Here is a 19,520-nt window from a genome sequence, read left to right on the forward strand (position 1 = left end):
GCGTTTGCGGGCCGCAAGAATAGACCTGGAGAGGGAGGACCTCATGGAAGAGATCGGTCATTTCATCAATGGACAGCGCGTTGCAGGCAAGTCTGGCCGCGCAGCTGACGTTTTCAACCCGGCAACCGGTGAAGTTACAGCAAAAGTTGCTCTGGCAACCACAGCTGAACTGCAGGAAGCAGTAGCGATCGCTGAAAAAGCGCAGGTAGGCTGGGCAAAAACCAACCCACAGCGCCGCGCTCGCGTAATGATGAAGTTCGTATCCCTGCTTCATCGCGACATGGACAAGCTGGCATCCAAGCTGTCCGCAGAACACGGTAAAACCTTCCCTGATGCGAAGGGCGACGTGATCCGTGGTCTCGAAGTTGCAGAATTCTGCATCGGCGCACCGCACATGATGAAGGGTGAGTTCACCGAAGGCGCTGGTCCTGGCATCGACATGTACTCCATGCGTCAGCCACTAGGCGTTGTTGCGGGCATCACTCCATTCAACTTCCCTGCAATGATCCCGATGTGGAAGTTCTGTGTTGCGATCGCAGCTGGTAACTCCTTCATCCTCAAGCCATCCGAGCGTAACCCTTCCGTGCCTATGATGCTCGCTGAGCTGATGCAGGAAGCTGGTCTGCCAGACGGCGTTCTGAACGTAATCAACGGCGACAAAGAAGCTGTAGATGCAATCCTTGATGATCCGATCATCCAGGCTGTTGGCTTCGTTGGTTCTACTGCGATTGCTGAGTACGTTTACACCCGCGGTACAGCTTCCGGTAAGCGCGTACAGTGCTTCGGCGGCGCGAAAAACCACATGCTCATCATGCCGGATGCTGATCTGGATCAGGCAGCTGACGCTCTGGTTGGTGCAGGCTTCGGTGCTGCTGGCGAACGCTGCATGGCGATCTCCGTTGCTGTTCCAGTTGGTCAGGAAACCGCAGACCGTCTCATCGAGAAGCTCATCCCACGCGTTGAAGCTCTCAAGGTTGGTCCTTACACCGCTGGCGACGACGTAGACTTCGGTCCTGTCATCACCCCACAGGCCCGTGACCGTATCCTCGGTCTGGTGAACTCCGGTGTAGAGCAGGGCGCTAAGCTTGTTGTAGACGGCCGTGACTTCAAACTGCAGGGCTATGAAAACGGTAACTTCGTTGGTCCTTGCCTGTTCGACAACGCAACCAAAGACATGGACATCTACAAAGAAGAAATCTTTGGTCCGGTTCTGACCGTTGTGCGCGCAGAAAACTACGAAGAAGCTCTGAGCCTGCCAATGGATCACGAGTACGGCAACGGCACTGCAATCTTCACCCGTGACGGTGACACTGCACGTGACTTCGCAAGCCGCATCAACATCGGCATGGTCGGCATCAACGTGCCAATCCCTGTGCCGCTCGCTTACCATACCTTCGGCGGTTGGAAGCGTTCTGGCTTCGGCGATCTGAACCAGCACGGCCCAGACGGCTTCAAGTTCTACACCCGCACCAAGACAGTGACTTCTCGCTGGCCTTCAGGTGTTAAAGAAGGTGCAGAATTCTCTATCCCAACAATGGGCTAAGCCTTCGGGAAACAGATTTGGAAAAGGCGCTCTTCGGAGCGCCTTTTTTCATTCGTTACTGCCAAGAGGGTAGGCGCAGGGGGCAGCCCCCACAGCCCGGCAGGGCTCGTAGTAGGCGATTTTGCTCTTGCTGCCATCATCCCACGTCAATTGAACTGCCAGCGCCTGCACGGTCCCGCCAGGAAATTCCATGATGTAAGGCTGATGAATGCTCTGAGCTTCTACGCGGAAGGGGTATTCCGGATCGCAATCAGGAATAGGGAAGCTCTCATTGAGATCCTTGGAATCGATGGAATACTTAATTTCCTTCAGCCTGCAACGCAGCGACATGATAGGTGCAAAGTTCACGATCTGCTTGCCGTCCAGCGTCTGAAAGGTGATCCAGCCCTGAGGCTGCAAATCATCCGCCATCGTTTTGAAAATCTCCAGCGGCGGAATCACATCACTACGCTCAGCAGTAAAACCTTGCTTTTCAGAGGCAATGGATGCGGAGGTAAGGCCCAGGCCCCAAATTGCCGTCAGGCAAAGACGGCTAAAAGAGCGAAACATGGCAGGTTCTCTCCTTTTTGTTGTTATTCAGCAATATCAATTCGTTAGTTCGATGTAGGCTGAGATGTACAAGAGAACCCGGGGACCCTAGCGGAAAGCAGTTAATATTCCCGAAAATTCGGGAATCCATGAGCCATTTTGATTTTTATCGTGGCAGCTCTTCGGTAAAACCCCGTAAACCTCGGCAAAAGCAAGGCGCTCTGAGGCACCTTAGATCTCTCCATGCGCGCACCTGTGCGCTTATGTCCCATACTAAATGGGGGGTCTTCGCCTCTGAGTTTATTGCGATTTATTAAAAAACTGGAGTAATTCTAACGAGCATGTTGCAGTGGAACACCGGACGGGTCGATTCCTTTGCGCAAGCAAGTCTAGGCAATTGAAGAGTTTTTTCGGAAATTGCTGATTAGAGTTACAGGCAGATGCCCCGGCTAAGAGGGAACCGGACAAGCGGAATGACTGAAAACCTAGCAGATGTAACAGAGCTATCCGATGCTGAAGTTGCGGAGGCAGATGCCACCGCCAAGAAACGTGGACGCAAAAAGTCCGCGGGTCAGATCTGGCTTCAGGAAGCGGTTCGCCCGGAAATGAAACTGGTGAAGCGCGGCGCATTGTTGCAAGGCCTCTCGGAACTCCTTTGGATTCCGCAGGCTGCACTTCTGGCTCTGGCAATTGCTGGCCTGATTGATCCTCACGGACCGGGCCTCGATCCATTTTATGCAACAGCCTCCATTCTTATCCTGTCCGCCATTCGCCATGTGCTGAAGGTGAAGGGTGGTGAGATTGCCGTTCGCGCAGCCTCCAAGGCGCGTCACAGACTGGAAACCAGCCTGCTGAGCAATCTGACAAACCTGTCCCCGGCAACAGAGCTTCCTGCAAGTGGTAAGATCGCATCCATCGCCGTTGAGCACATTCAGGCGATCGGCCCCTATCTGGGCCGTTTCCTCCCAATTCAAGCACGTTTGTCGCTTGTCCCTCTCGTACTGATTGCATCCGTTGCTTACGTCAGCTGGTTCGCAGCACTTTGCCTGTTGGTGTTTGGTCCTCTCGTACCTGTCTTCATGGCAATCGTTGGTATCCGCGCGAAGAAAGCTAGCGATCAGCAGCTCGGCGTTCTCGCTGATATGGGTGGTCTCCTTCTTGACCGCCTCAGAGGCATGGAAACCCTGCGCCTGTTCGGTGCAGTTAAACGCTCCGAAGACGACATCCGCAAACTGGGTGGTGACTTCCGCACGTCCACCATGCGCGTTCTGCGCATCGCTTTCCTCTCCAGCACAGCGCTTGAGCTGTTCAGTGCTGCAGCCATCGCGATCACAGCGATCTACGTTGGCTACTCTCTGCTGGGTGACTGGAGCTTCGGCACCTATGGTTCTCCGCTGACACTGGCAGGGGGCCTATTCGTGCTGATGATCGTCCCTGAATACTTCGCACCACTCCGCGCCTTTGCTGCAGCCTATCATGACCGCGCAGCAGGCCTTGCGGCAGCGGATCACATCGTTGAGCTGCAAAAGCAGCTGGAAAAGGACGGTCTGGAAGATATCATCGGAACAGGCCTTGATGTTGTGCCGCTGCCGGAAACTGGCGCGCTGACGATCAGAAGCCTTAGTGTCTCCCGCGGCCACCGCACGATCCTTGAGGACGTAAACCTGTCTTTGGGAGAGCCGGAACTGGTTGTCGTCAAAGGCCCAAGCGGTACCGGTAAATCCACTCTGATGGACTGCATCCTTGGTTTCCTGCCAGCAGATCAGGGCCAGATCGCATATGGCGGCCTGCCATTGACCTCATACGGCCTGACCAACTGGCAACAAGCCATCTCAGTCCTTTCTCAAAACCCAGAGCTGTTCCACGGCTCCCTGCGCGCTAACCTGCGCCGCGCGGATAAGTCCGCTGATGATGCAACGTTGACCGAAGCTTTGAAGCTGGCAGCCGTTGATGAGCTGCTCACCAAAATCCCGGATGGTTTGTCTGGTCAGATCGGTGAAGACGGCAAAGGCCTGTCTCTAGGCGAGCGTCGCCGTTTCGCTCTGGCGCGTGCAGCTCTGCGCAAAGACGCAAGACTGATCATCGCAGATGAACCAACCGCTGATCTGGATGGCGCAACCGCGCAGAAAGTGGTCGCAGCTCTCAAGAAGCTGGCGCATAACAAGCCTGTTCTGGTCGCTACCCATGACCCGCGTGTCGTCGGGTCTGCTGACCGCGTGCTGACCCTGAAAGAAGGCGTGCTGGTTGAAGTGAATGAACGTGAAGGAGAAGAGCAATGAGATCGTCCCTTCGCATCATCTGGCTCCTGCAAAAAGAAGAGCCTTTAGCATTCTGGGGTGGCCTGTTTCTGGCCTTCCTTCCAGCTGCTGCTGGTATCGCACTGCTGGCCGTTTCCGGTTACTTCATCACCGCAACCGCCATCGCAGGCCTGTCTGCTGGCGCGATAGCCTTTAACAGCGCTGCTGCGAGCCACATTCGCTGGTATGCCGCCATCCGTATCTTCGGTCGCTATCTGGAGCGGGTGATTACCCACGATGCCACTTTCCGCTTTCTGGCTAACCTACGCTCCGGCGTGTTCCGTGGCCTTGTCGCCCGCGAAAGCAACGGCACTTTAAGCCAACGCTCTGCAACTGCGCTCTCCCGCGTGGTGAGCGACGTGGATCAGCTTGATGGTTTGTTCCTGCGTCTGGTGGTTCCGCTTGCTTCTGCAACCATTATCACTGGTCTGACCCTCGTCATCCTCTGGCAGTACTCTCCAATGGCGTCCATCGCTCTGGGTGCGGTACAGGCAGCAGGGCTGACAGTTCTGGCAAAGTCCGGTGGACATCGCCAGAAAGCACATGCGCGCAGGCTCAACGCAGCCCGTGATGCTCTGCGCGTCCGAGTCTCAGATCTGGTGCGTGGTCGCCGTGATCTTTCTGTTTTCGGTGGTCTGGAACAACAGCGTCAGGCAGCTCTGAAAGCCGTCAACCAGCTGGACGATGCGCAAGAGCAGACCGAACTGACCGACATGCGCAATCAGGCCGTTGTCAGCACCATGAGCCAGGTGATGGTGGCAGTGACGTTCCTGTTCGCAGCCTATTCCTATCAGCAAGGCCAAATGGAGCTGAAGCACATCGCTCTGTTCGCCTTTGTGGCCCTCGCGTTGCCAGAGCTGCTCATCTCCATCGCCAACAGCGCTGGCAGCTGGAGCAAGATGTCCGGTGCAGCTGACCGCGTCCGCTCTCTGCTTACAGTGGGGCAGGACAGCGAAGCTCTGCAAACGGCGCGCAGCAACTCTGAGACACCTGTGTTTGAAGCAGGCAACGATGCACTGAGCCTCAAGGATATCCAGTTCGCCTACACCTCAAAGGCTGCTGCTATTCTGGACAATGTTGACCTGGCTCTGCCAACCGGCAGCCGTACCGTGGTCATTGGCCCAAGTGGTGCTGGCAAATCCACTCTGGCAGCCATCGTGGCGCGTCTGCAAACTCCGCAGAACGGTTCTATCCAGATCGGCGGTGTTGAACTGCGCTGTCTGGCAGAAGACAAACTCCGCGCAACCCTGACTGTTGTCGGACAGCGCACGCAGATCTTCCACAGCACCATCGCAGAAAACCTGCGTGTGGCACGCGAAGACGCAACAGATGCCGAGCTCTGGGAAGCTCTGGCCCACGCTGGTCTGAAAGAGCTGGTAGAAGGCCGTCAGGAGAAGCTGGAAACCCGTTTGGGTGAAGGTGGTCTTGGCCTGTCTGGTGGGGAAGGCCGCCGTCTGGCGCTCGCCCGTGCATACCTGCGCAATCCGGAAATCTGGATCGCAGACGAGCTGACCGAAGGCCTCGACCATGCGACAGCTGATAAAGTGTTGGCCTCCTTCCGCGCCATGACACGTGGCAAGACCGTGCTTATGGTCTCTCACCGTGCCAGCGAGCTGGAAGGCGCAGACCGCGTGTTGATGCTGGATGAGGGTAAGCTGACGGAAGTTGCTTTGCCACTCTCTGACGAAATCAAAGGTCGCCTTCGCGACGATTAAAACAAACGCACTGGTGACGCCTGACGTTGCCAGTGCTTTGCCGCCGCATTCATTCCGCAGTGCGCCGATAAAAATCCATCTTCACACCACCCGCCGTATGCCCCGACTTGATGTGCTTTAGCGCGCGAACCGGTGCGCCATCCTCAAACAACTTCTTGCCCTTGCCAAGGATCACCGGGAAGGTCAGAAGCCGGAACTCATCAATCAGATCATGCTCCAGAAGCTGCTGAACAAGCCTCCAGCTTCCATGTACTTGCAGCAGTGGCCCGTCCATCGCTTTCAAAGCACCAATCACCTCAGGCAGATCCCCATGGATGCGCTGTGTGTTGACCCATCCCAAATCATCCTGCTGAGACGTCACCACATACTTCTGAGCTGAGTTGATAGCTTGGGTGGCGGGATCGTCAGGATCTGCCGTTTGCCAGAAAGCGGCGAACAGATCGTAGGTCTTACGCCCGTAAAGAAAGTCGTAGGGCAGGGACATGGCTTCGGCTTTTACAAGCTCCATCACCTCCATCCAGTAGGGCTGTGCCCACCCACCAAGATCAAACCCCTCAGAGCGATCCTCATCAGGATGGCTCGGCGCCTGCATGACACCATCAACGCTTTGGAAGGTCAGAATTGCAAGATCACGCATGACGTCTGGTCTCCGGGGCCATATGAAGTGAACTGAGTATGCAAGTCGCCCATGGTGAAACTAAGAAGGGCGAGGGAAGTTGAAACGTGCCTTTTAAAATCTATGCATAATACAGGGCGCGTCACGCCTTGCATCGATACCTGTAAAAAAGCGCAGCCCCAGATCTGAGACCGCGCTTGAGTTCTCTTATGGATCACGAGGATCAGTCAGCCTTAAGCAGCCATCTGATTGCCCGGTGTTTCATGATCGGTATCACCGTTGTTGTACAGGCTGCCGAAGCGGTTGGAGAGGAAGTCGTGCAGGTTGATGCTTTCCTGCTTCACGAAGCCCTTTGCGTTCAGCTTGCCTTCCATCATCAGATCCAGCGTGGCACAGATGCTGGCTGCGGTAGTAATCTGAATACCGCTCCAGTGCTTGCCCATGATCTCACGGTCATTGACCACGTGAGAGTAGGACTTCTGCTGGAAACGACCATCCTTCATACCAGTGGCAGTGATGAAGATGAGAACACGGTCCTGCATGGTCACAGGAATGGAATCTTCCATCACTTCCTTCAGCAGCTCACGCTTGTTGATGAAGCCCAGATCCTTCAGCAGCAACTCCATGATGTCACGATGACCCGGATAGCGGATGGAAAGATAACGCAGGCTCTGCACTTTACCCTTCAGCGTCTCGGATAGGGAGCCCAGACCACCGGACGTGTTGAACGCCTCATAATCAACGCCATCGAGAGAGAAATGCTGCAGGCCTGCCAGAGCAGGCACCTTGGTCAGCTCGCCATTCTCAATAGCAAGGCAAGGGTTGCAGTACTCGTTGATCAGACCATCGGTGGACCAAGTCAGATTGTACTTCAGCTTGTTGGTCGGGTAACGGGGCAGGGCGCCCACGCGCAGATGCAGGTCTTCAAGACTGTCAAACTGCTTTGCCAGATCATAACCGGCAATGGAAACGAAACCGGGAGCGAGGCCGCATTGCGGAGCAAACGCCTTGTTGGCGCCTTCTGCAATCTTCTCCACTTCCGCAGTGCTGGCCACATCTTCGGTCAGGTCAAGATAATGACAGTCTGCATCTTTGGCGGCCTGCGCGATCACCGGCGTCAGGAAAAACGGTGCAGCGGAAATAACTGCATCGCATCCTTTAAGAGCTTCCGTGAGTTTTCCCAGATCACTCACGTCCAGTGCTTCTGTTGTCACATGCGGCACGTCCAGCGCTCCCAGCGCTTCCACACTCTGGTCCAGCATTTTGACCTGATAGTCACCTGAACCTTGCAACAGTGCAGCAATCATCCCACCGATCTTACCTGCACCCACAACAGCAACATGATGTCGGCTCATAAGCCCCTCCAAGCTTGTTTCGATTGACTCGGAGTCTACGTGAAAACACTGCCGGAGTTTACGGGGCAACTTGCCGAAATGACGTTTTATCTCGTTGAAGTGACGGTGATTATGTCATATTGACATTAAAAAAGTGAAAATGACGATCTAAGCGTGTAAGGCGCACACGATTCGCCTCAGTGAAAATACACAGCTGAGGCCATTTAAATCACCTGGGCAAAATATACGAATGCGCAAGAGCTCTTACTTCTCAATGCTATAGGTGTTTTGAGGCATGAAAGGGCGCTGCCGTTCAAACTTCTTCGTCAGCACGATAGAAGAACGTGTGCGTTCTACACCCGGGATAGCAGCAATCTCATCGAGCACCGCATCCAGCTCTTCCAGACGATCCGGCTCCACAATAAGGCAGAGATCAAACTCACCGGAGATAGTCAGGCAGCTGCGAATTTCAGGATAGGACTCCAGCTGGGCAATCAACTCGCGAGAACGTTGTTGAGCCACAGAAAGCATCACAAGGGCCTGAACGCGCTTCTGATCCTGTTCATCCCCAAGGATGGCTGTGTAGCCGATAATGATCCCTTTGCGCTCAAGGCGGGCAATACGCTCCTGAACGGTGGAGCGGGCAACGTCCAGACGCCGCGCAATTGAAGAAACCGGTTCCCGGGCATTACCCTGCAAAATGGCAATCAGCTTACGGTCCAGCTCATCCTTAATCTCGGCCATACAATGTCCTTCAAATTTTTGCGGCAATATAACAGCAATATCGTCAATTTGGCAGTATGATCAGGCAAAACTAACAGCTTACGATGCGATCTGCCGACAAAGCCTTTGAGATCAAAGGATAAACTCATATCTGATCTTCAGGTTTTCCCAAGGCTGCAGAAATCCCAAAAAGCCCGTTGCGCTCCAAAATATGTGACGTTATAAAGTAACAAAATTTGAATGTAATACTATAACGGATGGTTGTGGCACGTATGAAGCATCTCCTGAGTTCAATGAGTATTCTTGGCCTTCTCGCAGGAAGCGTCTCCTTCCCGGCTCTGGCACAGGCTGAGGTCAAAGTGGTGGCTTCTATCAAGCCGGTCCATTCGCTTGTCGCGAGCGTCATGGAAGGTGTTGGTACACCTGATCTGGTGGTGGAAGGAGCAGGGTCCCCGCACACCTACAGCTTGCGTCCGTCCACCGCGCGCAAAATCGCAAATGCGGATGTGGTGTTCTGGGTTGGACCTCAGATGGAGAGCTTCCTTGAGACTCCGCTTAAAAACCTTGCGGACGGCGCAACTGTTGTAACGCTGAAAGACGCCCATGGTCTTACTCTTCTGAACTTCCGTGAAGGCGGCAACTTCGAAGGACATGATCACGGTGATCATGCAGGCGAAACTGCTGCTGAACATGCAGAACATGCCGACTACGCCGAAGAGAAGCATGAGGAACATGCCGACCACGATCATGAAAAGCATGAAGAGCATGCGGACCATGACCATGAGAAGCACGAAGAGCACGCAGACCATGATCATGAAAAGCATGAGGAACATGCTGAGCATGCAGATCACGCTGATCATGGGGCAGAAGCGTTTGACATGCACATCTGGCTCGATCCGCAAAATGCCATCGCAATGCTGCATGAGATTGAAGAAGCGCTCTCAAAAGCTGACCCTGCAAATGCTGCCAAGTACGCTGCTAATGCTAAAGCGGAAGCTGAGGAGATCTCCAAGGTTTCAGATGCTCTGAAAGCGGATCTCAAAGACTATCAGAGCAAACCGTTCGTGGTGTTCCACGATGCTTACCGCTACTTCGAAGAGGCTTATAACCTCAACGCAGTTGGCTCCGTGACTGTCAGCCCCGAAGTGCTGCCAGGTGCAAAGCGCCTGACTGAAGTGCGCGCTAAGCTGGAAAATCTGGGTGCGAGCTGCGTCTTCTCAGAGGCTCAGTTCAATCCTAGAATGGTTGCAGTGCTGAAAGAGGGAACTGGCGTAAACTCTGCTGAGATCGATCCACTAGGGTCCACTCTGGACTCTGGTCCGCAGCTTTACACAGAGCTGCTTAAGCAGATGGGTTCCGCGTTCAACACCTGCCTCTCTGGCAGTTTGTGATTTTTCAGCAATCGAATCTGTTATTAGTAGCGGCCTTGAATGATTTGGGAACAAAAGTTGATGAACTTTAGACCTCTCAGGGCCGCTCTACTCTTTGCTAGTTTGCTTTTAATCGGATGTGCTCAGACGATGACCGCAACGGTAGTTGAAATCGATGTTTCAGAGCATTCTCGAAAAAGTGTACAGCTAGTTGAAATAGCAATCAAAAAGAAGGTTTCGGAAATGGGCGGCGTTTGTGAAGAGTTCCGCGAGTTTCCAAGACTTGAAAAATGCTACATTCCCGGAGAAACTTTCGGAGTTAGCTACGGGTTTAGGCGAGTAGATAAAGATAATCCAGATAGAAACTTTTTTATTTTTATCAACTCAAACTACGTTCACTTGTTTCCTCCAAGCAAAGCTGATGTCGTACAGGGACGTTATGTTTTGGAGGAGCATAAGAGCTTCGAAGCTTGGTTTTTAGATAGTATTCCTGCAGACATCATTGTGAAAAAAGTCAGAGAATACCTGGGGTACGAAACAAAAATCCCGCTTTAGGTGTTTAAGTTATTGAAAAAGGCGGCTCCATATCAATATGGGCTGCCTGTTTCGCTCACCCCCAAACTGGGGCCATGGGCTGCAAACGCACTCCCGAAAATCTTCTACCAGTTTTCATAAAGGGCCTGCGAGAAGATCAGGTGCATAGACGGGTGTGATCTCCCTGATGGGGATTACATCGCACCTTCTTCTTCCAGCCTGTGGCTCCATCTTTCCAGAATACCTTCCAGAGCTTCCCGATCTTTCGGGTCCAGCACCTTCAGCATCTCCGCTTCTAACGCAAAATGCTTGGCGGCAACTTCTTCCACCAGCGCGCGGCCCTTATCTGTCAGGTGGATCATCAGCGCACGGCGGTCTTCTGGATTAGGATTGCGGCACACCAGCCCCAGCTTCTCCAGCTTGTCTAACCGGCTGGTCATGGTGCCTGATGTCAGCATGCTGGATTTGGTGAGTTCGGTCGGGCGCAGCGCGTAGGGCTCGCCGCTCCGGCGCAAGGTTGCCAAAACATCAAAGTCACCCGTCGCCAGACCAAACTTGGCAAAGTTGGCCGAAAGATCCTTGTTGGTCTGCATGTTGATCCGCATCATCCGCGCCAGCACATACATCGGGCTGGCATCGACCTCAGGATACTCGCTCTTCCACTGGCGCACGACGCGTGCAACGTGATCACTCATGGTCACTCTCAATAATCTGGCTCGCAGCAATCTGCTGTATATTGCAGAGGAATTACTTGATATCAAGATACTTGACGGTTCTGCGTATACATCCTAAGCATCGTGTAATTTAGTTTGAAATCGAAATAATTGAGGTCGAGATATTATGCTCGTTCAGCTGCGCACAGCGCTCACCCCCGCCATCTGGGGCACCACCTACGCTGTCACCACGCTGCTTCTGCCATCAGAAGATCCGGTCTGGATGGTCGTCTACCGCTTGCTACCCGCCGGCCTGCTGCTTCTTGCCTTTGCACCAGGTGTGCTGAAAGGCCAATGGGTGAAGCGGGCCATGATCATTGGTTTGACCAACCTTTCCATGATCTTCTTCGTGTTCATCGCCGCCTTTCGCCTCCCAAGCGGCATGGCCGGAACCCTCATGGCAACGCTGCCGCTGCAGATCATCTTCTACATTTGGATACTGGACGGCAAAACGCCGGTCGCACGCCAGATGTTTGCCTCACTCATCGGCCTGTTCGGCGTTGGCATGTTGCTGCTGGGGGCTGTGGAACTGGATTGGATCGGTATCAGCGCTGCACTCGCAGCCTGCTTGAGCACCTTCACCGGCGTTTATTTGAGCGGGAAGTGGGGCAGGCCAGATGTCAGCATGGTGACGTACACCGGTTGGCACGTAACCCTTGGCGGTCTTTACGCCGTACCAATCGCGCTTATGCTGGAAGGCGCTGCTCCAGTACCAGACCTGAATATGGCACTGGCGTTCTTCTGGATCGGCATTTTAGGGATGGGCTGGGCTTCTGTGAACTGGCTCAATGGTATCGTCCAACTCAATCCCACAACCATCGGCTTCCTGTCACTGGTCAACCCAGTCTCAGCAGTACTCTGCGGGCAGTTGCTAGTTGGGGAGGAGTTTGGCTGGCGCCAGTGGACTGGCATCATCATCGTGCTGGGAAGTATCGTCTACGCCCTGAAGACTCCAAGCGCGGCGAAAGTTGCAACACAAACGAAAGATGCGGCGGCAACCAGCTAGATCGCGTTCCGTTTGATTGAGTTCAATCAAACGACAAGAATTCGCTCAAAATAAAGAAGTTAGAGTATGAGGCGTGAATGCAAATGGGCGCAACATGCTCTAAAGCGTTTTCCCGAAATTCGGGTTCGGTTTTCGGGAAGGAACATGCATCAACGTGGAGAACGAAAGATTAGCGCAGGTAAGCGATGTAAGCGTCCTGCGCTTTTTGCATGGCCTCAACCTTGTCGTTGACGTCACCTTTGCACACAACACCGTTGTGGTGCAGTTCCCACCGCCATGGCTTACGGTGTGTATCGCCGTCTTCGCGATGCACGCGCATGCTCATTTCAGTACTAAGAACGCCCGTACCAACGCTGTGATCAGGGACATTTCTCCAAAGCTGACGCCACTGAAACTTCTTGGACATAGTAATTTAGCACCCGATGTTCTTCCTATGTTCTCATTGTGAAATGATTCCATTAAAATTCTCCTAACGGATGTTAAGGATTGGCCCCGCAACCACGCAGAAACAGCCCAAACACGCGGTTTGGGCTGCCCAATTTTCATGAAATTTTCTGTTCTCAAACGGCCTGTTTTATAGAACAAAGCCTCTGGATACAGATGCCTCTATCTGGAAGGCTTCGGTGCCTGCACCTTACCATCCGGCATCACTTTACCCTTCGAGCCACCTTCCAGATCGAAGCGATAAGCATCTCTGTTCACCGCATCTTCTTCGGCAGTTTCCAGCTTGGTCTCAAGCTCGCCAACAACCTCTTCACTGGAGATCTCAAAACCCTTGCCTTTGATCGGCTCAGAGAATGGTTCTGTATAAAGATCAGAACCCCATTGAGGCTTCAGGCCGTGGTTGGCAGCACCTAGGTTCACTTCCACGGCAGAGTGGTGCTCATCACCAACCAGATATCCCGTGGCCAGCCAGCGCCCAAGTTCTTTCACTTGGTTCTCAGCGTTTGGACCTTCCAGACCCAGCTCTTTCATCACACCCTTACCAAGCAGGCGAATACCGGTGAGGAAGCGGTCTGTTGTACCGGACGGACCTGCCACCGTCGGCTTGTTGTGCATCTCGGCATCCTTGGCAAAGCCAGTGCCGTCTTTCACATCCCAGACAGAGAAGCCAGGCTGATGCTCAACAATCACCTTATCGTCAGGCATATCGCCGCCTTTGACAGGTTTGCCTTCTTTGAATTGATAGTCCTCACGGTCATGACGGTTGCGTGGATTGGTTCTTGCGAAGTTCTCCTCGCGCTCTGTCAGGCGCTTGTTCGCCTTCAAATCAGCAGCTGATGCCCAGGCACCATCGCCGCCTTTCTTGCTGCGCTCACGATACTTACGCTGGTTGGCCGTCAGGCTTTGTCCGGCAAGCGCATCGTTTTGCGGAACCGGTCCATCAACTTGCTCGGAACCGGGCACTTCGCCATAAAGCTCTGGATGCTCAGAGGCGTTCTGCTTGTTCTCATTCCGATAGGTGTAAAGCTTCAGCTCATCTGGATCAGCGTCGGATCTCGCATTACGCGGACGTCCAAACTTGAAGCTCTTCAGGTACTCAATATCAATGATGTCCTTCATCTTCTCCTGAAGTTCAGGAGAGTTGTAGATTTTCTCCATGGCCTGCCGGAAAGCAGGGGAGTTGGACAGATCGAAATAAGCGGTACCTTTTTCGCGGATCGTAATATCGTTGTCTTCCTTGCCCTTCTTGGCACTGTCGACAATCTTGGTGAAACCACCGGCGCCCAGCTGTCCCACAACACCATATTTCGGGTTATCACCCGTATAGGCGTTCATGGCATCCAACGTGCCTTTCAGCTCATCATCCCCTTCAAGGCGCGTGAACACGGTCACGATACTCTTGATCAGGCTATCAGCTGTCTTGTGAGCGGCTTTACTTTCAGAGGCGATCTGTGCAATCGACGCTTCAACGGCCTTGTTATCGGCAACGGTGAGCTTGTCGTCTTTGGGGACGCTGGCTAGAATCTGCGCAGCCTGCTGCACATCATCAGGAAATTTGATGCTCAGCTCCTGGAAAACGCGTTTCGCCCAGCTCAGCTCGTCTTGATTTCCTGATCCCTCAGGTTGTTGTTGTGCTCCACCCAGCATAGACACACTCCTCAGAAAGATGACCATACGACTTCATCTCTGAACAATGTCGGGGGCGCATTGCATGGGCTTTAAAATAATCGATAAAATGTCTCGTGGCGTGTTCACAAAGTTCACGATGGTTATGCCAGCATTGTCATGTTGACACCGGTTTGATTAAAACTCGGCCCACCACCGTTTATAACAGGTTCTCCAGCACCTTCCGCGAAGCACAAGGCGCAAGAGAACCATTTAGGCTTTAACCGTGAGAAACAGCCTTTTGCCGCTGCAGGCTTAACGGATGACGGTCTCTCACGATCTTGTTATTGCGCAAAGTACTGTGGAGCTGACTTTAGGTAACTCCCATAGGCCTGTGCATTGGGGTAGGAGAACTGCTCAGCCAGCGGATTGCTGCGCTTGCGCTTGGCCGCTCCAATGTCCTGCAGCAACTCGTCAAAGTGCTTGAAGTGGAACGGAGCGGAGCACAGCCCGCCATAAACCTGCGCCGCAGGTCGGTCATCCCGTCGCCAGTCCAACATCTCATCAATGTTCTGACGCATCTGCGTGTCGGATGGCTGATTGGCCAACTGCCCATCTGCATACCGCACCAGCCAGTTGGCGATCATCTCGGCTGAAAGAACCGTACAGAAGCTGGAGTTGAAGCCCACAAACCCCATTTCTGGCAGGTCAGGGTTCACGGAAAGACGGTAAGTGCGATATTGCCCGTCATCTTCAATCAGCTTGTTACGATACTCCTCTGCCAAGTATGGAATACCCAGCTTCCAGCCAACGGCCAGCACGGACACGTCGCAGCCAACCTTGTCGCCTGTCGTCAACACAGCCTGATCACCCTCATAATGATCAATGGTGCCCTGAACCGGCTTGATCTTGCCGCTCTTAAAGCCCTCAAACAGACCGGGGGTAACGATGGGAATAGAGCAGGAGATGTCCTTCTCAATCGGCACCTTTGGCACCATATCCCACTTCTTCAGCCCCAACTGAAGCTTCAACAGCATCTCAAGCCCACGGAAGTTCGCCCAGATGAACGGCTTGGCCAGTGCAGCCATAGCCTTTTGCAACGGATTTCTGCCCCAGCTGTTGAACTGCAGCTCCTGCGCCCGCATGTAAAGCAACCGCTTGAAGTTAATGCCGCCCACAAAGTAAGGCACCCGCCACACGGGCTCGCGATACACCAGTGTTACCTGTGACGCTCCATTCTGCGCCGCGTTCACCGCCACATCAGTCGCTGATTTGGAACCGCCCAGCACCACGACCCGTTTGCCTTGAGCGCGGGAAGGATCAGTGTAGTCGGAGGAGTGCATCACCGCACCACCCTGTGCCTCAAACGCCTCCTGTCCGGGATGACTGATGATGTTCTTCTCAGAAAACTGACCAGTTGAAATAACAACAAAGTCAAAGTCCTCCTTACGAACCTTACCCGCCGCATCCAGTGTTAGCGTCCAACCCGGTTGGCCGTCTTCCCGCCGATCCATGGAAAGCACGGATGTGTTCAACTGAAACAGCCGATGCAGCTTGTGTTTGCGGGCGTAGGAATGCAGGTAGGCATGCACCTGCGGTCCTTTAGGCCATTCCGGATACTCATCCGGCATGGGCAGATCCGTATAGCAATACAGATCCTTCGGAGACTGTGTCTGCACCCCCGGATAGGATCTGGAAAGCTCCCAAACCCCGCCGAAATCGTGCGTGCGCTCATACCCGAACACCCGGTGTCCACGCTCGTCAAAGGCTTTCGCAGCCGCAAGACCGCTCACGCCGCCGCCAATGACGGCAACTTTCTTCTTCTTCACCATGTCAGCCACCCTTATTCAGCAGGTGGCGGAAGGAAGTCGACTTCATGAAGGGCAGAGATGCGCACAAGTTCTTCCGGATCTGTCACGCCGTCCAAAGCCTCAAACAGATCATAGAGCTTGCGGGAAGGGGCCACACCGAACACGCAGGTCGCTTCATCGCCGGAACGGTTGAAGATCCCGTGCGCAATTCCGCGTGGCATTCTGATCGTATCTCCCGGGCTGGCTTTGTGGCAGGCCTCTCCAAACTCCACCTCAAGCTCACCCGTAAGCACCGTGATCCACTCATCCTGTGTCGGATGAATATGCGGCGGCACAAATGTCCCGTCCGGTATGGCCGCATGCCAGATAAACACGTTTTCAGTCAGCACTTTAGGTGTGTATGTATGGCCAACAACATTCCAGCTGGTGTTGTCATTAATGCCTTCCCCCACAAGCGTCACACCCTGCAAAGCACCTTCCGGCGTCAAGACTTGATCAGACATAAATTCCCTCCTCCTCAATAGAATAAAGTGGCTGCTTAGCTCTGATTATTTATTTTGAAAATTTATCAATCTATCTTCGCATCTCCTCCGTCGTGAATACATAGAAATACTAGGCATTCAGGCGATGCGAATTGAGTTCATCTCGCATCTGCGAGATAACTATTTATCTGTTCTGGATAGATTCTTTTTTAAACTTAAAACAATGATATCTGCGAAGGTGAATAGTTCAAGCTTAAAATTTTACAAGAAGGGCAAAAAGGCAGGAAGGGGAGGAAAGATCGATAAATGCAAAAGGCACGTAACAAAGTCTAACCTGCGGAAATGATTGCGATTAGACTCCGTGCGGGTGGGGCAGGTCAAACGACCCCTAAATTTTTGCAGAGCCTTCTCAGAAGCGCGAAGACTCTGCAAAACGGAGAGACCAGCTGTTAGATGCGGGACATTTCGTTCACGGTAAACTCATCAACAGCACCTTCTGTTGCCACCATATAAGCAGCCAGATGCGGTGCATTCATGTGCTCCTGCCACAGCTCACGGTTCTCCCAGTTTTCATAGAACATGAAGTGGCCAGGATTTTCGTTGTCCACGTGCAGGTCATACTGTAGGCAGCCAGCTTCAGCGCGGGTGATATCAATCAGCTTTTCAAGCTCAGCCTTCACAAGATCTTCTTTGCCTTTGGCTGCATGAATGTTTGCGACAATGGTCAGGGGCATGGGAGTGATCCTCTCTTTTGTTTTCGTCACAGAGAACCTATATAGTCGCTATACCAATAACAAGTACGCACAATTTTGGCCTATAGGTACAGATTGTATACTATGGTGAGACAATGACCGATAAGAACCAGCGTTTTGAAAACTATGACTGCAGTCAGGGCTGCCCGGTAGAAGCAGCCTTGGAGCTGATTGGCGGTAAGTGGAAAGGTGTCATCCTCTTCCATCTGATGGAAGGCACCCAGCGCTTCGGTGAGCTGAAAAAGCAAGTGGGAACCGTCACACAGCGCATGCTGACCAAACAGTTGCGCGAGCTGGAAACAGATGGTCTCGTTTCAAGAAAAGTGTTTGCGGTCGTCCCACCACACGTGGAGTACTCCCTCACACCAAAGGGCGAAACCCTCCGCCCAATCATCATGGCCCTGCGCGATTGGGGCGTAGAACACGCCGTAAAAGAAGAAGCGGAAGCGTGATGAAACAAGAGCATCTCCACGTCATAAGAGGGAGATGCTCACCGGTGATCAGGTAAGAGCAGGGGGGCTCACGCCTTCATGCTCTAATGGTCGTCTCCAAACGGCCAGGAGAATGGCCAGAAAAACGGCCCGAGCCCGACAGTGCAGAAAAACAGGAAGTACGCACCAACCATCCGCACCAGATCCAGCTTATAAAGCGCCAGTGCCGCCTCATAAAACACGTAGGCACTGAACACCATAAACCCAAGCCCAATCAGCACCCGCAGGCAGATGATCACCATCTCCTGCACCGACCGCCCCTGATCCGACTGCACCACACCACCCATATCTCAATCCCTCATCTTCATCCAAACCACTCTCAGGATTCTAACAGATCCCCCAGTCACTCACATCCCACATTGTTGTGTGATGCCGTAAAGTTGTATCTCTGAGAGTAATTAGCGTCGCGCTGTGAGAACATTCAGGGCTAGTAATCGATGAGTGTAAAACCTAGGGTTGCTCTATGTTTGTGTATTAGCCCGAGAATTCCCAATGTCACCTCTGAAGATACTCAAAAGCCCGCTCTGGATTGCTGATATTGCGTTTGGGGGGAAGTCGTTTCGGGGCAATCCGATTATTGGGAGCAGATATCTGAACGAGCGCGGGTTTCATGTGTGGCGCATGGCACTGGCGGAGCGGATGGCGCAGATGCGACGCAGACAGATGGAGCACTTTCTGCTAGCTGAAGACCGGCAGTTCTTTCATGAAAATGGATATGTGGTGCGCCATAACGTATTGCCGGAGGATGTCTTCAAAGCAGTGCAGGATGAGCTGGAGCAGACAGAGTTTGCGGCGCGGGAGATGAAGCAAGGGCGGACCGTTACCCGTTTCATCGGTTTGACGCCTGCTATCTTGAAAAAACTACCTGGTCTGCAGGTCGCTGTGGGTGCCGATATCTTCCAAAAAGGCCTGCGCTATGTGGCGTCCAACAATGCAGATCCGCTTGTTTATCTGCATACCGTTCTGTGGGATCTGGAGGAAAAGCGCAAAGATCCGCAGACCAACTTTCATTCAGACACATTCCATCCTACTGCGAAAGCCTGGCTTTTCCTGAAGGATGTTGAGGTGGCAGATGGACCATTCCATTACGTACCCGGCTCACACAGACTGAATGAGGCACGCAGAAAGTGGGAGTATGAGCAAAGCCTCACCGCAGCAATACATAAGGATGGCAATCATGCTGTCGGATCGTTCCGTGTAACAGAAGATCAACTGCAGGAGATGGGCTTCAGCAAGCCTGTGTCATTCGCTGTCCCTGCCAATACACTCGTCATAGCAGATACACACGGCTTCCACGCCAGAGGCATCGCAACACGTCCGGGCCTCCGCGTCGGGCTCTATGGCTCTGTCCGTCGATCTCCATTCTCCCCATGGGCTGGAGGAGATGTTCGATCACTCCCCGGCATCAAGGGCCGCCAAACCGAAATCTTCGGCGCCTACCTTGATTGGCGCAGCAAAAGAGGGCATGGAGTATCTCATTTGGATGTTGGCAAAGTCAAAGCAATGGCACCGCGCATCCGCTAGTTGACTGTCTATACGGATGCTTTTGCGGTTAA

At 53.3% G+C, this 19,520-nt stretch carries 19 protein-coding genes; 8 read left to right on the forward strand and 11 right to left on the reverse strand.

Annotated elements, in window-relative coordinates; genetic code table 11:
• Positions 1-43: 43 nt before the first annotated feature.
• Positions 44-1,543: a CoA-acylating methylmalonate-semialdehyde dehydrogenase gene (locus tag AC3CB2_RS03100; RefSeq protein ID WP_352930925.1), complete on the forward strand. Its 1,500-nt coding sequence runs from the start codon at positions 44-46 to the stop codon at positions 1,541-1,543.
• Positions 1,544-1,591: 48 nt separating this feature from the next.
• On the opposite strand, the gene AC3CB2_RS03105 is transcribed toward AC3CB2_RS03100, so the two are convergent.
• Positions 1,592-2,092 carry a hypothetical protein gene (locus tag AC3CB2_RS03105; protein WP_054784739.1) on the reverse strand — a complete coding sequence of 167 codons (501 nt, stop codon included), beginning with the start codon at positions 2,090-2,092 and terminating at the stop codon, positions 1,592-1,594.
• Positions 2,093-2,544: 452 nt separating this feature from the next.
• Here AC3CB2_RS03105 and cydD point away from each other — a divergent pair, with 452 nt between their 5' ends.
• Together cydD and cydC are read left to right on the forward strand one after the other, a co-directional pair.
• Positions 2,545-4,350, forward strand: coding sequence for a thiol reductant ABC exporter subunit CydD (gene cydD, locus AC3CB2_RS03110; protein WP_352930923.1), 1,806 nt, complete (start codon positions 2,545-2,547; stop codon positions 4,348-4,350).
• On the forward strand, positions 4,347-6,083 hold the full coding sequence (cydC, locus tag AC3CB2_RS03115) for a thiol reductant ABC exporter subunit CydC (RefSeq protein ID WP_352930921.1): 1,737 nt from the start codon (positions 4,347-4,349) through the stop codon (positions 6,081-6,083). The genes cydD and cydC overlap by 4 nt, the downstream gene beginning before the upstream one ends.
• A gap of 49 nt (positions 6,084-6,132) precedes the next feature.
• Here the strand turns inward: cydC and AC3CB2_RS03120 are convergent, their stop codons facing one another.
• The 3 genes from AC3CB2_RS03120 to AC3CB2_RS03130 form a co-directional block, all read right to left on the reverse strand.
• A complete protein-coding gene (locus AC3CB2_RS03120) occupies positions 6,133-6,720 on the reverse strand; it encodes a dihydrofolate reductase family protein (protein ID WP_352930919.1) in 588 nt (195 codons plus the stop codon).
• 212 nt (positions 6,721-6,932) lie between these two features.
• Positions 6,933-8,054, reverse strand: a complete 1,122-nt coding sequence (locus tag AC3CB2_RS03125; RefSeq protein WP_352930917.1) for a saccharopine dehydrogenase family protein — start codon at positions 8,052-8,054, stop codon at positions 6,933-6,935.
• Between the two features lie 243 nt (positions 8,055-8,297).
• Positions 8,298-8,777 carry an Lrp/AsnC family transcriptional regulator gene (locus tag AC3CB2_RS03130; RefSeq protein ID WP_008549632.1) on the reverse strand — a complete coding sequence of 160 codons (480 nt, stop codon included), beginning with the start codon at positions 8,775-8,777 and terminating at the stop codon, positions 8,298-8,300.
• Positions 8,778-9,049: 272 nt separating this feature from the next.
• On the opposite strand from AC3CB2_RS03130, the gene AC3CB2_RS03135 reads away from it, so the two are divergent.
• Together AC3CB2_RS03135 and AC3CB2_RS03140 are read left to right on the forward strand one after the other, a co-directional pair.
• The gene (locus AC3CB2_RS03135) at positions 9,050-10,147 is read left to right on the forward strand and encodes a zinc ABC transporter substrate-binding protein (RefSeq protein ID WP_352930915.1); all 1,098 of its coding nucleotides are present in this window, start codon (positions 9,050-9,052) and stop codon (positions 10,145-10,147) included.
• A 129-nt stretch (positions 10,148-10,276) separates the two neighbouring features.
• Entirely contained in the window at positions 10,277-10,681 is a 405-nt protein-coding gene (locus AC3CB2_RS03140; RefSeq protein WP_352930913.1) for a hypothetical protein, read from the forward strand.
• A 173-nt stretch (positions 10,682-10,854) separates the two neighbouring features.
• Here AC3CB2_RS03140 and AC3CB2_RS03145 read toward each other — a convergent pair whose 3' ends face one another.
• The gene (locus AC3CB2_RS03145) at positions 10,855-11,355 is read right to left on the reverse strand and encodes a MarR family winged helix-turn-helix transcriptional regulator (protein WP_352930911.1); all 501 of its coding nucleotides are present in this window, start codon (positions 11,353-11,355) and stop codon (positions 10,855-10,857) included.
• Positions 11,356-11,500: 145 nt separating this feature from the next.
• On the opposite strand from AC3CB2_RS03145, the gene AC3CB2_RS03150 reads away from it, so the two are divergent.
• Complete coding sequence (locus AC3CB2_RS03150) at positions 11,501-12,379, forward strand: DMT family transporter (protein WP_352930909.1); 879 nt, start codon at positions 11,501-11,503, stop codon at positions 12,377-12,379.
• Between the two features lie 169 nt (positions 12,380-12,548).
• Here AC3CB2_RS03150 and AC3CB2_RS03155 read toward each other — a convergent pair whose 3' ends face one another.
• From AC3CB2_RS03155 to AC3CB2_RS03175, 5 genes are all read right to left on the reverse strand, one after another.
• Entirely contained in the window at positions 12,549-12,785 is a 237-nt protein-coding gene (locus tag AC3CB2_RS03155) for a hypothetical protein (RefSeq protein ID WP_008549615.1), read from the reverse strand.
• A 200-nt stretch (positions 12,786-12,985) separates the two neighbouring features.
• Entirely contained in the window at positions 12,986-14,470 is a 1,485-nt protein-coding gene (locus AC3CB2_RS03160; RefSeq protein WP_352930907.1) for a type III effector, read from the reverse strand.
• Positions 14,471-14,772: 302 nt separating this feature from the next.
• Positions 14,773-16,260 carry a flavin-containing monooxygenase gene (locus tag AC3CB2_RS03165; RefSeq protein ID WP_008549875.1) on the reverse strand — a complete coding sequence of 496 codons (1,488 nt, stop codon included), beginning with the start codon at positions 16,258-16,260 and terminating at the stop codon, positions 14,773-14,775.
• Between the two features lie 11 nt (positions 16,261-16,271).
• Positions 16,272-16,742 (reverse strand): cupin domain-containing protein, encoded by a 471-nt coding sequence (locus AC3CB2_RS03170; protein WP_014285182.1) that lies wholly within the window; start codon positions 16,740-16,742, stop codon positions 16,272-16,274.
• A gap of 428 nt (positions 16,743-17,170) precedes the next feature.
• Positions 17,171-17,455, reverse strand: coding sequence for a putative quinol monooxygenase (locus AC3CB2_RS03175; RefSeq protein ID WP_352930904.1), 285 nt, complete (start codon positions 17,453-17,455; stop codon positions 17,171-17,173).
• Between the two features lie 113 nt (positions 17,456-17,568).
• On the opposite strand from AC3CB2_RS03175, the gene AC3CB2_RS03180 reads away from it, so the two are divergent.
• Positions 17,569-17,925, forward strand: coding sequence for a winged helix-turn-helix transcriptional regulator (locus AC3CB2_RS03180; RefSeq protein ID WP_014285184.1), 357 nt, complete (start codon positions 17,569-17,571; stop codon positions 17,923-17,925).
• 83 nt (positions 17,926-18,008) lie between these two features.
• Here the strand turns inward: AC3CB2_RS03180 and AC3CB2_RS03185 are convergent, their stop codons facing one another.
• Entirely contained in the window at positions 18,009-18,251 is a 243-nt protein-coding gene (locus AC3CB2_RS03185) for a hypothetical protein (protein WP_008551917.1), read from the reverse strand.
• Between the two features lie 205 nt (positions 18,252-18,456).
• Here AC3CB2_RS03185 and AC3CB2_RS03190 point away from each other — a divergent pair, with 205 nt between their 5' ends.
• Positions 18,457-19,488: a phytanoyl-CoA dioxygenase family protein gene (locus AC3CB2_RS03190; RefSeq protein WP_352930902.1), complete on the forward strand. Its 1,032-nt coding sequence runs from the start codon at positions 18,457-18,459 to the stop codon at positions 19,486-19,488.
• Positions 19,489-19,520: the final 32 nt, after the last annotated feature.

Source organism: Pseudovibrio sp. SCP20 (genome assembly GCF_057774105.1).

Coding starts and splice junctions, on each gene's coding strand:
- AC3CB2_RS03100 (WP_352930925.1), top strand. CDS start 44: ATGGAAGAGATCGGTCATTTCATCAATGGACAGCGCGTTGCAGGCAAG.
- AC3CB2_RS03105 (WP_054784739.1), bottom strand. CDS start 2,092: ATGTTTCGCTCTTTTAGCCGTCTTTGCCTGACGGCAATTTGGGGCCTG.
- cydD (WP_352930923.1), top strand. CDS start 2,545: ATGACTGAAAACCTAGCAGATGTAACAGAGCTATCCGATGCTGAAGTT.
- cydC (WP_352930921.1), top strand. CDS start 4,347: ATGAGATCGTCCCTTCGCATCATCTGGCTCCTGCAAAAAGAAGAGCCT.
- AC3CB2_RS03120 (WP_352930919.1), bottom strand. CDS start 6,720: ATGCGTGATCTTGCAATTCTGACCTTCCAAAGCGTTGATGGTGTCATG.
- AC3CB2_RS03125 (WP_352930917.1), bottom strand. CDS start 8,054: ATGAGCCGACATCATGTTGCTGTTGTGGGTGCAGGTAAGATCGGTGGG.
- AC3CB2_RS03130 (WP_008549632.1), bottom strand. CDS start 8,777: ATGGCCGAGATTAAGGATGAGCTGGACCGTAAGCTGATTGCCATTTTG.
- AC3CB2_RS03135 (WP_352930915.1), top strand. CDS start 9,050: ATGAGTATTCTTGGCCTTCTCGCAGGAAGCGTCTCCTTCCCGGCTCTG.
- AC3CB2_RS03140 (WP_352930913.1), top strand. CDS start 10,277: ATGACCGCAACGGTAGTTGAAATCGATGTTTCAGAGCATTCTCGAAAA.
- AC3CB2_RS03145 (WP_352930911.1), bottom strand. CDS start 11,355: ATGAGTGATCACGTTGCACGCGTCGTGCGCCAGTGGAAGAGCGAGTAT.
- AC3CB2_RS03150 (WP_352930909.1), top strand. CDS start 11,501: ATGCTCGTTCAGCTGCGCACAGCGCTCACCCCCGCCATCTGGGGCACC.
- AC3CB2_RS03155 (WP_008549615.1), bottom strand. CDS start 12,785: ATGTCCAAGAAGTTTCAGTGGCGTCAGCTTTGGAGAAATGTCCCTGAT.
- AC3CB2_RS03160 (WP_352930907.1), bottom strand. CDS start 14,470: ATGCTGGGTGGAGCACAACAACAACCTGAGGGATCAGGAAATCAAGAC.
- AC3CB2_RS03165 (WP_008549875.1), bottom strand. CDS start 16,260: ATGGTGAAGAAGAAGAAAGTTGCCGTCATTGGCGGCGGCGTGAGCGGT.
- AC3CB2_RS03170 (WP_014285182.1), bottom strand. CDS start 16,742: ATGTCTGATCAAGTCTTGACGCCGGAAGGTGCTTTGCAGGGTGTGACG.
- AC3CB2_RS03175 (WP_352930904.1), bottom strand. CDS start 17,455: ATGCCCCTGACCATTGTCGCAAACATTCATGCAGCCAAAGGCAAAGAA.
- AC3CB2_RS03180 (WP_014285184.1), top strand. CDS start 17,569: ATGACCGATAAGAACCAGCGTTTTGAAAACTATGACTGCAGTCAGGGC.
- AC3CB2_RS03185 (WP_008551917.1), bottom strand. CDS start 18,251: ATGGGTGGTGTGGTGCAGTCGGATCAGGGGCGGTCGGTGCAGGAGATG.
- AC3CB2_RS03190 (WP_352930902.1), top strand. CDS start 18,457: ATGTCACCTCTGAAGATACTCAAAAGCCCGCTCTGGATTGCTGATATT.